We start from the raw sequence: 12,999 nt of genomic DNA, 5'->3' as shown, positions 1-12,999 counted from the left end.
AAGGCCCCGGGCCCCCGGCCCCCGGCCGCCTCCCGCCCGCCTCACCCCTCGGTCACCCGAAAGGCGTCGAGGGCGAACTCGGCCGTCCCGTCCCCGCCCGTCTTGCGCAGCCCGACCCAGACCTCGCCCTCCTCCGGCGCGGTGAACGCGTAGTCGAGGGTGGTGGGTTGGGTGGCGACCGGTAGCGGGTGCCGGCTGAGCTCACGGGCGCCGGGGACGTCGACGGCGGTGACCCAGGCGTACTGGTCGGCCTTCTCGTTCTCGTAGCGGAGGGTGACGCGGTAGCGGTGGCCGGGGACGAAGCGGACGGTGTGCGGGACGGTGCGGTAGACGAGGCCGGTGTTCTCGCCGCGGGACTTCAGGGACTGGGTGCCGTCGATGACGTCGTCGATCGCCTTGTCGTTCCAGCCGCGTTGGGTGTACGGGGCGTGGCGCTGGGCGAGGTGGGTGCGGGGGTCGGTGGAGCCGCCGGCGTCGCCCTTGACGAACGGGCCCCAGCCCTGGGGGACGGCCTCGAAGTCCTCGTGGACGAGGGTGCCGGGCCCGGTGGTGGGGCGCGGGGCGGGGACGATGCGGACGTTGTCGAAGCGGACGCGGGGGCGGCCGGGGGCGGCGGTGAGGGCGAGGGTGGCGGGACCGCCGCCGTCGGGGACGGTGAAGCGGGTGGTCAGGCGCTGGAAGCGGGTGCCGGTCTTGCGGTCGGCGGCAACGTGGTTGGGGGCGGTGGAGGTCTCGGTCCAGTTGGCGGCGGTGACGCCGTCGGGGGTGCGGATCTCCAGGGCGGCCCGGCGCCGCTCCCCCGCCGTGGCGCCGACCTCGACCTGGACGGAGGCGGCGTAGTCGCCGGGGGCGAGGCGGGCCAGGCGTTGGGCGACGGTGGCGGCGGGGCCGGGGCCGATGACGAGTTCGTAGTCGCCGCGGTCGTTGCGTTGGACGGTGGCGGGGCCGGTGGTCCGCCAGGCGGTGAGGTCGCCGGCGTGGAAGCCGGGGTCGGTCAGGGGGGTGCCCTCGCCCCAGTGGGGGTCGGGCGGGGCCGGGGCCTCGGTGCGGTAGAGGACGTAGGCGGTGTCGGGGCGGGCGGTGAGGGTGATCCGGCCGCCGGTGACGGGGACGGACCGGTGGTCGGTGCGGCCCTGGTCGGTGAGGCGGTAGGCGTGGACGGTCCGGGTGCCGGTCCAGCCGCGGGGCAGTCGCCAACTGGTCCGCCCGCCCCGGGGGTTGTAGTGGTAGAGCTTGGCGGGGTCGGTGGCGCGGCGGGGTTCCCAGGGCAGCAGGTAGCTGCCGCCGTCGTAGACGAGACGGCCGTCGGTGGTGATGCGCCGGGTGCCGCCGGTGTCGGTGACGGCGGTGCGGGTGGGGCCCTCGAAGGTGATCTCGTGGGCGCTCCAGGTGCGGATGGGGTACGCCTGGAGGTATTTGGCGGGCAGGGCGTCGTTCCAGACGATGGCCTGGAAGGCGTTCCAGTCGTTCTTGCCGGTCCAGCCCTCGAAGTTGCCCATGCGGGGGGCGCCGAGGAGGGTGGGCCACTTGTCGGCGAAGACGTCCTTCTGGTGGTTGCGGAGGAAGCGGATGAGCTGGGAGTTGATGCCGCGGGAGGTGTCGGGGCCGTAGTCGGTCTCGTTGGCCCAGTGGGACCAGAGGGCGGAGCGTTCCAGGCCGTGGCCCCATTCGGTGGCGACCCGCCAGCCCTGGTCGCGCAGATGGCGTTGGAGGCGGTCGGAGTTCCAGCCGGATTCGCGGAAGACGTCGAGGTAGACGGTGTTCAGGGCGGGGTCGGTCTCCCGGCGGAGCTGGGCGAAGCGGGCGGCGATGTCGCCGGAGACCAGGTCGCGGCGGGCGTCGATGCGGTAGGACTGGTCGAGCCAGTCCCACTGCTTGTCGTGCTTGTTGACGAGCCGTTCGGAGAAGGCGTGCGCGACGGGGTAGGACTCGGTGGCGTTGACGTGGACGGCGAAGTCGCTGTGCCACTTCTTCCCGGCGCGCAGCAGGGTGTTGAGGTCGGCGAGGCCGCCGGCGCGCTCGTTGTAGTTGCCGCCGTAGTCGGGGTGGGCGGAGTCGTGGCCCTCTGATTGGTAGCCCTTGAGGAGGGTGAACTGGCGCAGGCCGTCGGTGGCCAGGGCGATCCGTTTGACGTTGTCGAGGGTGGCGAGGAACGGGTTGGTGGCCTGGCTGGCGAAGTTGAAGGGGATGTGCGGGACGACGCGGAGGTGCTGGGTGTCGGCGCCGAGCGGGTTGACCATGATGTCGCGGAGGGCGAGGGCGGCGTCCTGCCAGTCGGTGCGGCCGTCGCCGTTGCGGTCGCGGGTGAGGATGACGGTGGCGTACGGCAGGGGTTCGGTGGCGTCGGTGGGTTGGCCGGCGGCGCGGTGGGTCCATTGGCCGGGGGCGAGTCGGGCCGTCAGGTGGTCGTCGACGCGCCGGGTCTGGTGCCAGAGGCGGCCGTTCTCCCAGGCGGTGGGGGCGGTGGGGGTGTCGTAGACGGTGTTGGTCTCGATGGCGGCGGCGAGTTGGCCGGTGGCGACGACGGCGTAGGCGCAGCCGGTGGGGGCGGCCTCGACGGGGGTGTGGTCGGTGAGCTCGATGAGGGTGTCGCCGCTGGTGGCCTTGTCGAGTTGGAGGCGGGCGGCGAGGAGGTGGGCGCCGGGCTGGTCGCTGCGGACGCTGAGTAGGGCGAGGTCGGGTATCTGGAGGGTGCCGACGCGGAGTTGGGGGGTGTCGGTGAGGTCGGTCAGGCGCCAGGTGACCTGCCAGTCGTGGACGGCGATCTCGACGGTGAGGGTGGTGCCGCCGTCGAGCGCGAGGGTGTAGGTGGCGCGGTCGGTGCGGGCGCGCTGGGTGACGCGGGGGGTGTGCGGGCGGCCGTCGACGAGGAGTTGGCTGACGGGGGTTTCCTGGCCGTGCAGGACGGCGCCGGTGGCGCGGTCGGTGTAGGAGACGATGCGGGGGAAGGCGGGGTCGACGCGGACCTCCAGGGCGGTGGAGCGCAGGACCGTCGGGGCGGTGCGGGGTGCGGCGGTCGCGGTGCGGGTGCCGAGGGGGAGGGCGGTGGCGACACCGGCGAGTGCGGTGGCGGCGACGAGTTGTCTGCGGCTGGGTCCGGGCTGTGCTCTCACGCGCGTCCTCCTCGGTGGCGGTGCGGCCTTGTCGGCGGACAGCGTGCGGGCAGGGCGGGGCGCGAGCCCATGGACTGAGGGGTGCCGGGTGTTGGACAGATGCGACCGGGGGCGGCTCAGTGGTCGGTGCGGCCGGCCGGCGGGAGGAGGGCGGTGACCTGCCAGCCGCCTTCGGGGGCGGGGCCGGCGGTGAGGGTGCCGCCGAGGGCCTCGGCGCGTTCGGTGAGGCCGGCCAGTCCGAAGCCGCCGCCGCGGGACTGCTGTTCGGTCGGGCGGGCGGGGGTGCCGCCGTCGTTGGCGATGCGCAGTTCGGTGCCGTGGGGGGTGGCGTGCACGGTGACGCGGACGGCGGTGGCGTCGGGGGCGTGCTTGCGGACGTTGGTGAGGGATTCGCGGACGATGCGGTGGACGGCGGCGGCGACTTCGGGCGGCAGGGCGCGGTCGAGGCCGGGTTCGAGGTCGAGGGTGACGGGCGGGCCGGTGCGGGTGAAGGCGTCGGCGAGGGTGCGGACCTCGGCGAGTCCGGCGACGGGGGTGGTGCGGGCCTCGCCCTCGCGCAGCACCCGGACCAGGCGACGCATGGCGCCGAGGGCCTCGTCGCCGGCGGTCTCGATCCGGGCGAAGGCGTCGCCGGCGCGCGGCCCGTCGAGGGCGGTGAAGCGGGCGGCGCGGGCCGAGACGACGATGCCGGTGACGTGGTGGGCGATGACGTCGTGCAGTTCCCTGGCCAACTCCAGGCGTTCGGCGTCCCGTACGGCGGCCAGGTCGCGCAGCCGTGCGGCGTCCTGCCAGCGCAGGATCATCGAGTAGGCGGTGACGACGACGGTGAGCACGCCGTAGACGACGGTGAAGACGCCCATCCGGATGTCCCGCATGGGCGCGAGGACGCAGGACAGGCCGAGCAGCGGACCGAGGACGGCGGCGGTGCGGGCGGGGGCGCGCTGCACCACCGCGGTGAGCAGCACGAGCAGGGCGATGCCCTCGCCCAGGCCCCAGACGCGCAGGGCGTGCTGGCCGGCGATGAGGACGACGGAGGCGGCGAGGGAGACCGCGACGGCGAGGCCGGCGCGGCGGGTCAGCGGGATGCGGCGGGAGGGGACGGCGCACAGGCAGACCACGACGGCGGCGGCGACGACGATGGCGTGCGGGTGGGTGGGTTGTCGGGCCAGGGCGACGGTTTCGAAGCCGACGAGGAAGAGCAGGACGGCGGCGAGGGCGGCCTTGGCGGCGGTGGCCTTGTGGGGGTGCGCGCGGGCCCACCCGGTCAGCGGGCTCATTCCTCGGTGGCCAGCCCGGTCTCCCAGGCCCAGGCGGCGATCTCGACGCGGTTGCGGGCGGCGAGTTTGGCCTGGACGTTGGCGAGGTGGGTCTTGACGGTGGAGAGCGAGACGTGCAGGGCGTCGGCGATCTCGGCGTTGGTGCGGCCGGTGGCCAGGGCGCGGACGACCTGTTCCTCGCGGTCGGTGAGGGGTTCGGCGGGCTGTCGGGCGGGGGCGCGGCCGGTGGTGGGGGTGCGTTGGCGCAGCAGGCGCAGGGTGATGGCGGGTGAGACCAGGGCGTCTCCGGCGGCCGCGGCACGGACGCCCTCGACGAGCAGGGCGGGGCTGGCGTCTTTGAGGAGGAAGCCGCAGGCGCCGTTGCGGAGGGCGGCGTGCACGTACTCGTCGAGGTCGAAGGTGGTGACGATGACGATCTTGGGGCGGCCGTGGAGTTCGGGCTGATCGGCGGCGCGTTCGGCGAGCCGGCGGGTGACCTCCAGGCCGTCGGGTCCGGGCATCCGGATGTCGAGCAGCAGCACGTCGGGGCGGAGGCGTTCGGCGGCCTCCAGGGCGGCGTCGCCGTCGGTGACGTCGGCGAGGACCTCGATGTCGGGCTGGCTCTCCAGGATCATCCGGAAGCCTGTCCGGACCATCTCCTGGTCGTCGGCGATGACCACGCTGATCGGCATGGCTCCATCGGACCGGTGGCGGTGGCGGCCCGCAAGCCGCGGCGGCGGATGGTGGTACGGGCAGGGGCCCGCGGGGGGGGGTGGCCGGGCCCCTGCGCCGGTGGTGCGGGGTCAGCCGAGTTGGCCGGCGGCCTTGGCGATGTCGGCGGCGAAGGTGCTCACCTCGGTGTAGACGCCGGGCTTGCCGGGCCGGGCGCAGCCCTCGCCCCAGGAGACGATGCCGACCTGGATCCACTGGCCGGCGTCGTCCTTGCGGAACATCGGGCCGCCGGAGTCGCCCTGGCAGGTGTCGGTGCCGCCGGTGTCCAGCTTGCCGGCGCATATCTCCTCGCCGGGCGTGAGCGAGTCGCCGTACGCCTGCTGGCAGGCGGCGTCGTCGATGAAGGGGACGGCGGCCTTGAGGAGGTAGCGCTGCTGGTCGCCGCCTTCCTTGTCGGCGCCCCAGCCGGCGATGGTGAAGTCGCCCTTGTTGTAGGTGTCCTTGTCGGCGGTCTTGAGGGTGGGCTGGTCGATCGGCCTGGCCAGCTTGATGAGGGCCCAGTCCTTGCCCTTGCCGTTGTAGCCGGGGGCCTGGAGGACCTGGGTGGAGTTGACCTTGACGGCGGCGGGGTCCTGGAGGTCGACGGCGCCGCCGGTGGCGGTGAGGGAGGTGTCGGGGCCGCTGCCGTCGACGCAGTGCGCGGCAGTGAGCACGATGTCCTTGGCGTAGAGGGCGCCGCCGCAGCCCATCGACAGCCGCACCATGAACGGGAATTCGCCCTGGTCGGCGCGGGTGCCGCCGACGACGTGGGAGTGCACGGAGCCGCCGGGGGTGGGGGCGGGGGCGGCCTGGGCGGCGACGGGCTGGAGGCTGACGGCGGCCAGGGCGATCGCGCCGGCGGCGGTGGCTCTCTTGAGGTGCTTGTGGTGGGTGCGCAACGTGCTTCCTTCCGTGGGGGGTGGAGAAACGAAGCGTCATGGCAGGCTCATGCCAAACCCGGCGCCGGGCACGGCCCCGCAAAATCCGTGGGTACGACGGCAGTACCCGGCAAAACATCCGGGCGCCTTGGCAATGAACCCGTAAAGCGCCCTGTGATTATGTGGAGTGCGGGAACAGAGTGACAAGGGTCAACATCCGGCCAACTCCCGCACCCCGCGCGCCCGGTGGGCCCCGGTGCCGTCGCGCCGGCGCCGGTCGTAGAGTGAGCGGATGACCACCGGTGGCAGCGGGATCGCGCACGGCTTCCCCCATCTCGACACCGCCCGCGCGGCGCTCACCGCGCTCTTCCGCCGGCTGTCCCACGACACCGTGAGCACCTTTCCCACCAGCGTGCTCCCCGTCGACGTGGCCTTCGACGACGCCGAGGACATCCACCTGGGCGCCCAGCGGGTGGCCCGCGCCATGGTCCGCCACCTGCATCTGCCGGACGCCCGGATCGTGCTCACCTTCCGCGAGATGGAGCACGCCGCGACCGTCGAACTGACCGCGGGCCCCGAGTACTTCATCGAGCTCAACGACCGCTTCCGCCGGCACCGCAAGGACATCGGCGCCGCCCTGGCCCACGAGGTGACCCACGTCTGGCTGCACCGGCTGGACCTGTCCTTCCCCGGCACCCGCGACAACGAGATCCTCACCGACACCGCCGCCACCTACCTCGGCGCCGGCTGGCTGCTGCTCGACGCCTACCGCGAACACGGCCCGTTCTCCCAGAAGTTGGGCTACCTCACGCCCGAGGAGTTCGGCTATGTGCTGGCCAAGCGCGCCGACTTCTTCGACGAGGACCCGTCGCCGTGGTTCACCAGCCCGCAGGCGTACGACGCGTACACCGCGGGGCGGGCCCGGTCCCGACAGGACGCCCGCCGGCCGCCGCTGGCCGGCGCCGGCCTCGCCGCCCGGCTCCGCTACGCCAAGGACCGCCGCGCGGTCCAGGCCCGCCCCCGCACCACCGCGCCGACCGCCGGCCCGGGCGGGGGCTACGCCTTCGAGTCCGCGGGCCCCGGCACGACGCTGCGGGTCTCGTTCCCCTGCCCGACCTGCTGCCAACGCATCCGGGTCCCGGTGCGCGGCCGCCTCCAGGCCCGCTGCGGCCTGTGCAAGACCCTGCTGGACTGCGACACCTGACGCCGCGCCGGGCAGCGCGACGGTTCAGATCCAGCCCTCCAGCCCGGCCAGGAACCCCGGCAGGTCGTCCCGGTGGATGGTGTGCCCGGCGCCGGCCACGGTCCGGACCGTGAAGCCCCGGCTGGCCAGTTCCTTCGCCGCCTCCTCGGTGAACAGGAACCCCCTCCCCGCGATCTGCACCAGCGACGGCACCATCGGCCGCGCCGGCGTCCGGTCCCGCAGATGGCCGCCGGACAGGGCCAGCGCCGTCCCGGTGTCCCAGTCCGCGAGGGTGGCCAGTTCGACGTCGACGTCGGCGTCGTCCCAGCCCGGGTTGAAGGCCCGCACCCGCGCCTGGTCCGCGGTCTTGAACGTCACGAACACCGCCGGGTCGACCGCCTGCCCCACGCCCGCCAGCGACCACGCCGGGTCGCAGTAGACCGCCCGCCGCGGCCGCAGCCGCTCGACGGCCAGGGCCAGCGCCAGCCCGCCCAACGAGTGCCCGACGACGACCTCGACGTCGGTCGGCAGGGTGTCCACCAGGTCGTCGGCGAAGAGTTCGGGGCCGTAGTCGCCGCGCGGGCTGCGGCCGTGGCCGCGCAGGTCGACGCCGATGACGCGGTAGCCCCGGTCGGCGAGGGCCGGGCCGACCCGGTGCCAGGTGCGGTGGTCGGACATGATCCCGTGGATCAGCACCGCGATCCGGTCGCCGGCGCCCCACTCGTGGGTGTGCAACTGCATGCCGTGCCTCTCTCCCGCTCGTCTGCCGCCCGCTCCGGGCCCGCTGACGGCCCGGTGGGGCCGTGACGGCCGAAAGTACACGTGCCGGTGGTGGGGAGGGCGTAAGCGGCGCGGCGCCGGCCGCGCCCCACCGCGCGCCCCGGCCGCGGATCCGAGCGGCTTCCCCGTCAACTTCCGCCGCACCACCGCGACTTCACCGCCAGTCCGTCTCCGGTGTGGCCGCCGCCAGGAGCGCGCGGGCGCCGGTGCGGATCGGCACGCCGTGCGGGACGCAGACCGTATCGACGTCGTCCAGCGTCGTCAGCCGCCGGAACGAGGCCAGGGCCCGCGCGCGATCGACGTTGAAGGGGCCGAACAGGACCCGGGAGCCGGTGGGGTCGGTGGCGATGGTGTCGCCGGGGAACAGCAGCCGGTTCTGCGGGAGATGGAGGGCGAGGGCGCCCTCGGTGTGGCCGGGGACGTGCAGCACCCGGACCGGCTCGGGCCAGTCGTCGAGGGTGTCGCCCTCGTGGAGTGGGGTGTCCACCCCGACGTGGCGCAGCGGCGGCATCGCGCCGGCCGCGAGTCCGGCCATGACGCCCTCGTGCACGACCCGTTCGCCGGGGACGAGGTCGAGCGGCGGCTCGGGGCGGGCGCCGCTGATGACAGGGGCGTCGAGGGCGCCGGCCAGGACGCGGGCGCCGGTGGCGGCGACCAGGTCGGCGGCGGAGCCCATGTGGTCGAGGTGGTGATGGGTGAGCACGATCTGCCGGAGCGCGGCGGGGCCGCCGCCGAGCCGGTCCAGCGCGTCGAGGATCGCCGGGGCCGAGCCCGGTATGCCGGTGTCGACCGCGGCGAAGCCGCCGTCGGTCAGAGCGACGAGGTACACATGGCCCACGGGGAACGGGAGTTGCCAGATGTGCGAGGTGATCCGGGTGAGTGCGTCCATGATCGGACGCTAACCGCCGTCGGCCGGGTGCGGCGGGGTTTGCGCCCTGGGCGGATTGAGCGCACGACGAAACGGGACGGCCGGGCGACCGGGGCGGAACCCGTCGTGCCCCTGTCACGTCCCATCCGCGACCGACCCCGAGGAGGCACGTCATGCAGCACACCACGCATCGCTCCCGCACCCTGACCACCACCCTGGTCGGCTGCCTCGCCGCGACCGGCGCCCTGGCGCTCGCCGGCTGCGGCAGGGCCACGCAGACCGTGCACACTTCGCCGCCGCAGCACCAGGCGGACGCCTTCGACAAGCGGGCCGCGCAGATCGTGCGGGACTGGCCGAAGGTCGCGCCGGTTCCCGGCCGGCAGGAGGCGCTGCTGCCGCTGGCCGGCGCCGACCGCCCCGCGACCGCGGACGCCCGGGCGCTCACGGTGACCGTCGGCCACAGCGCCTGCGACGCCGACTACGGCGCCCGCGTCCTGGAGTCCAAGGACCTGGTGGTGGTCTCCGGTTGGGGCACGAAGAAGAACCCCAAGGCCATGTGCACCGACCAGTTGGCCACCCACAAGACGCAGGTGCGGTTGAACGGTCCGTTGGCGGGCCGCAAGGTGGTGGACGCGGCCACCGGCAGGCAGTTGCTGAAGGGTTGAGCCGGCAAGCCCGGGGCCGCGACCCGGGTGGCGGGCAGCCGCGGGGTTCGCCATGGAGCGTCCTCGAAGCCCTAGGCTCGCGTCCATGAGCCCTTCCATCGCCACCACCACCCGCGTCGACCTGTCCGAGCTGCTGGAGTTCGTCCGCCCCCGGCACCACGCGATCCTGCTCACCCGCCGCTCCGACGGCACCCCGCAGGGCTCGCCGCTGACCTGCGGGGTGGACGACTCGGGTCGGCTGGTGATGTCGACGTACCCGGAGCGGGCCAAGGTCCGCAACGTGCGCCGGGTCGCGTCGGTCAGCGTGCTGGTGCTGTCCGACGAGTGGACCGGACCGTGGGTGCAGGTCGACGGCGAGGCCGAGGTGGTCGACGCCCCGGACTCCATCGAGCCGCTGGTCGAGTACTACCGCAACATCGCCGGGGAGCACCCGGATTGGGACGAGTACCGCGCCGCGATGCGCAAGCAGGGCAAGTCCCTGATCCGGGTGACCCCGCGGCGCTGGGGCCCGATCGCGACCGGCGGGTTCCCGGCCCGGCTGGTGGCGGGCGACGGCGCCTGACCCGGCACCGGCCGGACGTCAACGGGTGGGGTGCGCACCGCCGTTGACGTTCAGCACCTGGCCGGTGAGGTGCCGGGCGGCCGGGGACGCCAGGAAGGCGACCGCGCCGGTGATGTCGTCGACGGCGCCGGGGCGGCCGGTGGCGGTGGCCGCGATCAGCTGCTCCCGGCGGGCGTCGGCGAGGCGGTCGCGGAAGAACTCGGTGCCGGCGATGTAGCCGGGCGAGACGACGTTGGCGGTGATCCGGCGGGCGCCGAGCTCCCGGGCCAGGTCGACGTTCCAGGAGGCGAGCCCGGCCTTGGCCGCGCCGTAGGCGCCCGCCCCCTGGTCGGCGGCGATGGACCCGATGTGGATCACCGCGCCGTCGGCCGCCAGTCGGCCGCTCAGGGCCCGGGTGGTCAGCGCGGCGCTGACGAGGTTGGCGTCGAGGTTGGCGCGGAAGTCCCGGGCGTAGGCGGCCAGGTCGGCCGAGCCGTCGGCGTCGAAGTCGGTGTTGCCGCCGGCGTTGTTGACCAGTACGTCGAGGCGTTCGGGCAGCGCCGCGACGAGGTCGGTGAGCGCCGCGGGGTCGGTGTGGTCGCAGACCAGGGCCGTCACCGCGGGGAGGGCCTCGGTGACGTCCTTCAGGGGGCCGGGGCGGCGGCCGGTGAGGAAGACCCGGTCGCCGTGGGCCGCGAAGTGCTCGACGAGGGCGCGGCCGATGCCGGTGCCACCGCCGGTGACCAGGATAGTGCGTGCCATGGGGTGAGCTCCGTCCGTCTTGTGTGGATCTCCGTACGCGGGGTGGTGCGACCCTTATGTTCAGGGCTAAATTTAGACCTGAACATAACACCCCCGGGAGGCCCCGTGGCAAGCACACCCAAGCCGCCGGACGGCGACAACGACCGTACGCCGGACCGCACTTCGCCCTACCCCGTGGAGGAGATCGCCGCCGCCTGGCAGCGCGAGCGGCCCGGCACGCCGGTCTCCTCCATCGGGATCGTCACGCCCCTGTGGCGGCTGGCGAAGCTGCTGGGCGACGACCGGCGGCGGGTGCTGGCCCGGGCCGGGGTGGACACCGCCACCCTCGACCTGCTGAGCGTGCTGCGCCGCGGCGGCCCGCCGTACACCCTGAGCACCCGGGAGTTGAGCCGGCGCTCCCTGATCACCGCCGGGGCGATCTCCCAACGGGTGGCCCGCGCCGAGCGCGAGGGCCTGGTCGCCCGCCGGCCCGGCGAGGGGCGCCCGCGCACCGTCCTGGTCGAGCTCACCCCGGCCGGCCACGACCTGGTCGAGTCCACCGTCGACCAGGTCCTGGGCCGCGAGGCGGAGTTGCTCCAGTCCCTGGACCCCGCGCAGCAGGAACAGCTCACCGGGCTGCTACGGCTCCTCCTCCAGGACGTCCAACACCGGCTGGGCGACGACCGGATCACCCACGTCGGCGAGGGCTGAGGGCCGGGGCCCGGCCGGCGCGGCACCTCCTCACGTCCGCTCGCGCGCCGGCGCCACCGCCGGGGCGGGCGTGAGCACCTCGGCGGGCAGCCCCAGTTGACTCCGGAAGCCGGCCCGGCCGGCCTCAGTGACCGCGAGGATCCGGCTGGCCGGGGCCTTGATGATCCAGCGCTGCTCCACCGCGTGCCGGTAGAGGGCGGCGCCGACCGCGCCGGAGAGGTGCTGCCGGCGCGAGGTCCAGTCCAGGCAGGTGCGCACGTGCGCCCGGTGGGCCGGCGAGTGGCCGGCCTCCGGGATGCCCAGGTCGGCCAGCCATGCGGTGCCCGCGGCGGTCAGCTCCAGCCCGTACTGCCGCGCCAGCAGGCCGCGTTCGGTCATCGTCGCGGCGATGGCCACGCCCAGCGCGCCGGCGATGTGGTCGTAGCAGGTGCGGGCGTGGTGCAGGGCCCGGCGGTGGTTGGCCTCGGCCAGCGAGCGGATCCGCACCTGGCGGTAGGGGGCGAGGCCGGCGAGGTTCTCCAGCGTCTCGGCGGTGTCCGGCCCGGCCAGCCGGACGTAGCGCCGGCGCCCCTGCCGCTCCTCGGCCAACAGGCCGCCGGTCACCAGGAGGTTGAGGTGCTCGGTCGCGGTCGACGGGGCCACCCCGGCGTACTCGGCCAGCTCGCCGGCGGTCCAGGTGCCGCCGTCGAGCAGGGCGATGCAGATGGCGGCGCGGGTGCGGTCCGCGAGCAGCGCGGCCAGGGCGGCCAGATCGGGGGTTTCGGCGGTGTTTACGTGATCGGCGTCCCATCGAATCATGTGCAGAGCGTAATCACATATAACACTTCGGTGAGAACCGAATCGTCCGGCTTCTATCCTCTGGAACATGAAATCCGCGCTGGAGAAGAGCAGTTCGGTGGTGCCGGCGCTGCTGTCCACGGAGAACGACGACGGAACGTTCGTGCTGGTGGCGCTGCAGATCCGGTGGGAACTCGGCCCGGTGGTGAGCGTCTGGCTACCCGCCCGCGGCCGCACCGCACAGAATCTCGCGCTACGCCCGGACGTGGTCTTCAACCTGCCGCCCGAGGGGGCCGCCGAGGAGGGGACGCGCATCGGCCCCGAGGCGGAGGAGCCCTGGACCGAGCCGTCCGAGCTGGTCCGGCCGCCCCGACTGACGCACTGTCCCGTCCAGTTGGAGGCCCGCCGGGTCGGCGAGCGGACGCTCACCGACGGCGCCTGGACGCAGATCGAGGCACAGGTGCTGCGGGTGCACGCGGACCCGCGCCGGGTGTTGCCGCTGGGCGACGGCTCCCTCGACATGTCGGGCTGGAGCGCGCCGGTGCACGACTTCCGGCCGCCGGTCACTCCCCCGCCGCGGGCCGTCCCCGTACCCGCCCGGGATCTGGCCCGGCAGTTGGGCCGCCGCTTCCCCGCCCAACGGGACGGCTAGGCGCCCAACGGGACAGCCGGGCGCCCGACATGACAGCGCGGCGCCTGCCCTCCGGTCGGGGTGGAGGGACAGGCGTCGCTGTTACGGGGGCCGGGCTGTTCACCCGGCCCCCGTGCCTCCGTA

General features: G+C 74.2%; 13 protein-coding genes. 5 read left to right on the top strand and 8 right to left on the bottom strand.

Annotated elements, in window-relative coordinates:
• Positions 1-41: 41 nt before the first annotated feature.
• The 4 genes from ACIQU6_RS04065 to ACIQU6_RS04050 form a co-directional block, all read right to left on the bottom strand.
• Positions 42-3,113 (bottom strand): endo-alpha-N-acetylgalactosaminidase family protein, encoded by a 3,072-nt coding sequence (locus tag ACIQU6_RS04065; protein ID WP_403480053.1) that lies wholly within the window; start codon positions 3,111-3,113, stop codon positions 42-44.
• A gap of 116 nt (positions 3,114-3,229) precedes the next feature.
• On the bottom strand, positions 3,230-4,381 hold the full coding sequence (locus tag ACIQU6_RS04060; protein WP_403480135.1) for a sensor histidine kinase: 1,152 nt from the start codon (positions 4,379-4,381) through the stop codon (positions 3,230-3,232).
• 5 nt (positions 4,382-4,386) lie between these two features.
• On the bottom strand, positions 4,387-5,061 hold the full coding sequence (locus tag ACIQU6_RS04055) for a response regulator (RefSeq protein WP_403480052.1): 675 nt from the start codon (positions 5,059-5,061) through the stop codon (positions 4,387-4,389).
• Positions 5,062-5,172: 111 nt separating this feature from the next.
• Entirely contained in the window at positions 5,173-5,979 is an 807-nt protein-coding gene (locus ACIQU6_RS04050) for a S1 family peptidase (RefSeq protein ID WP_403480051.1), read from the bottom strand.
• 271 nt (positions 5,980-6,250) lie between these two features.
• Here ACIQU6_RS04050 and ACIQU6_RS04045 point away from each other — a divergent pair, with 271 nt between their 5' ends.
• Positions 6,251-7,162 carry a hypothetical protein gene (locus tag ACIQU6_RS04045; protein WP_403480050.1) on the top strand — a complete coding sequence of 304 codons (912 nt, stop codon included), beginning with the start codon at positions 6,251-6,253 and terminating at the stop codon, positions 7,160-7,162.
• Positions 7,163-7,186: 24 nt separating this feature from the next.
• Here ACIQU6_RS04045 and ACIQU6_RS04040 read toward each other — a convergent pair whose 3' ends face one another.
• Positions 7,187-7,882: an alpha/beta fold hydrolase gene (locus ACIQU6_RS04040; RefSeq protein ID WP_403480049.1), complete on the bottom strand. Its 696-nt coding sequence runs from the start codon at positions 7,880-7,882 to the stop codon at positions 7,187-7,189.
• A 193-nt stretch (positions 7,883-8,075) separates the two neighbouring features.
• A complete protein-coding gene (locus tag ACIQU6_RS04035) occupies positions 8,076-8,810 on the bottom strand; it encodes an MBL fold metallo-hydrolase (RefSeq protein WP_403480048.1) in 735 nt (244 codons plus the stop codon).
• 152 nt (positions 8,811-8,962) lie between these two features.
• Between ACIQU6_RS04035 and ACIQU6_RS04030 the strand changes: the two genes are divergently transcribed.
• Together ACIQU6_RS04030 and ACIQU6_RS04025 are read left to right on the top strand one after the other, a co-directional pair.
• The gene (locus ACIQU6_RS04030; protein WP_403480047.1) at positions 8,963-9,454 is read left to right on the top strand and encodes a hypothetical protein; all 492 of its coding nucleotides are present in this window, start codon (positions 8,963-8,965) and stop codon (positions 9,452-9,454) included.
• Positions 9,455-9,539: 85 nt separating this feature from the next.
• A complete protein-coding gene (locus tag ACIQU6_RS04025) occupies positions 9,540-10,016 on the top strand; it encodes a PPOX class F420-dependent oxidoreductase (RefSeq protein WP_403480046.1) in 477 nt (158 codons plus the stop codon).
• A gap of 18 nt (positions 10,017-10,034) precedes the next feature.
• Here ACIQU6_RS04025 and ACIQU6_RS04020 read toward each other — a convergent pair whose 3' ends face one another.
• A complete protein-coding gene (locus ACIQU6_RS04020; RefSeq protein WP_403480045.1) occupies positions 10,035-10,757 on the bottom strand; it encodes an SDR family NAD(P)-dependent oxidoreductase in 723 nt (240 codons plus the stop codon).
• Positions 10,758-10,862: 105 nt separating this feature from the next.
• Here ACIQU6_RS04020 and ACIQU6_RS04015 point away from each other — a divergent pair, with 105 nt between their 5' ends.
• Entirely contained in the window at positions 10,863-11,447 is a 585-nt protein-coding gene (locus ACIQU6_RS04015; RefSeq protein ID WP_403480044.1) for a MarR family winged helix-turn-helix transcriptional regulator, read from the top strand.
• A gap of 30 nt (positions 11,448-11,477) precedes the next feature.
• On the opposite strand, the gene ACIQU6_RS04010 is transcribed toward ACIQU6_RS04015, so the two are convergent.
• Positions 11,478-12,245: an ArsR/SmtB family transcription factor gene (locus ACIQU6_RS04010; protein WP_403480043.1), complete on the bottom strand. Its 768-nt coding sequence runs from the start codon at positions 12,243-12,245 to the stop codon at positions 11,478-11,480.
• Positions 12,246-12,312: 67 nt separating this feature from the next.
• Here ACIQU6_RS04010 and ACIQU6_RS04005 point away from each other — a divergent pair, with 67 nt between their 5' ends.
• Complete coding sequence (locus tag ACIQU6_RS04005) at positions 12,313-12,876, top strand: hypothetical protein (protein WP_403480042.1); 564 nt, start codon at positions 12,313-12,315, stop codon at positions 12,874-12,876.
• Positions 12,877-12,999: the final 123 nt, after the last annotated feature.

The sequence above is a fragment of the Streptomyces sp. NPDC090442 genome (assembly GCF_044769405.1).
Lineage (GTDB): Bacteria > Actinomycetota > Actinomycetes > Streptomycetales > Streptomycetaceae > Streptomyces.
The sequence above is the reverse complement of the archived record's forward strand: the minus strand, read 5'-3'. Positions and strand labels throughout refer to the sequence as shown.

Bases quoted from the DNA above. Each gene is read 5' to 3' on its own strand.
- ACIQU6_RS04045 (WP_403480050.1), top strand. From the start codon at position 6,251: ATGACCACCGGTGGCAGCGGGATCGCGCACGGCTTCCCCCATCTCGAC.
- ACIQU6_RS04055 (WP_403480052.1), bottom strand. From the start codon at position 5,061: ATGCCGATCAGCGTGGTCATCGCCGACGACCAGGAGATGGTCCGGACA.
- ACIQU6_RS04040 (WP_403480049.1), bottom strand. From the start codon at position 7,882: ATGCAGTTGCACACCCACGAGTGGGGCGCCGGCGACCGGATCGCGGTG.
- ACIQU6_RS04010 (WP_403480043.1), bottom strand. From the start codon at position 12,245: ATGATTCGATGGGACGCCGATCACGTAAACACCGCCGAAACCCCCGAT.
- ACIQU6_RS04020 (WP_403480045.1), bottom strand. From the start codon at position 10,757: ATGGCACGCACTATCCTGGTCACCGGCGGTGGCACCGGCATCGGCCGC.
- ACIQU6_RS04035 (WP_403480048.1), bottom strand. From the start codon at position 8,810: ATGGACGCACTCACCCGGATCACCTCGCACATCTGGCAACTCCCGTTC.
- ACIQU6_RS04005 (WP_403480042.1), top strand. From the start codon at position 12,313: ATGAAATCCGCGCTGGAGAAGAGCAGTTCGGTGGTGCCGGCGCTGCTG.
- ACIQU6_RS04025 (WP_403480046.1), top strand. From the start codon at position 9,540: ATGAGCCCTTCCATCGCCACCACCACCCGCGTCGACCTGTCCGAGCTG.
- ACIQU6_RS04030 (WP_403480047.1), top strand. From the start codon at position 8,963: ATGCAGCACACCACGCATCGCTCCCGCACCCTGACCACCACCCTGGTC.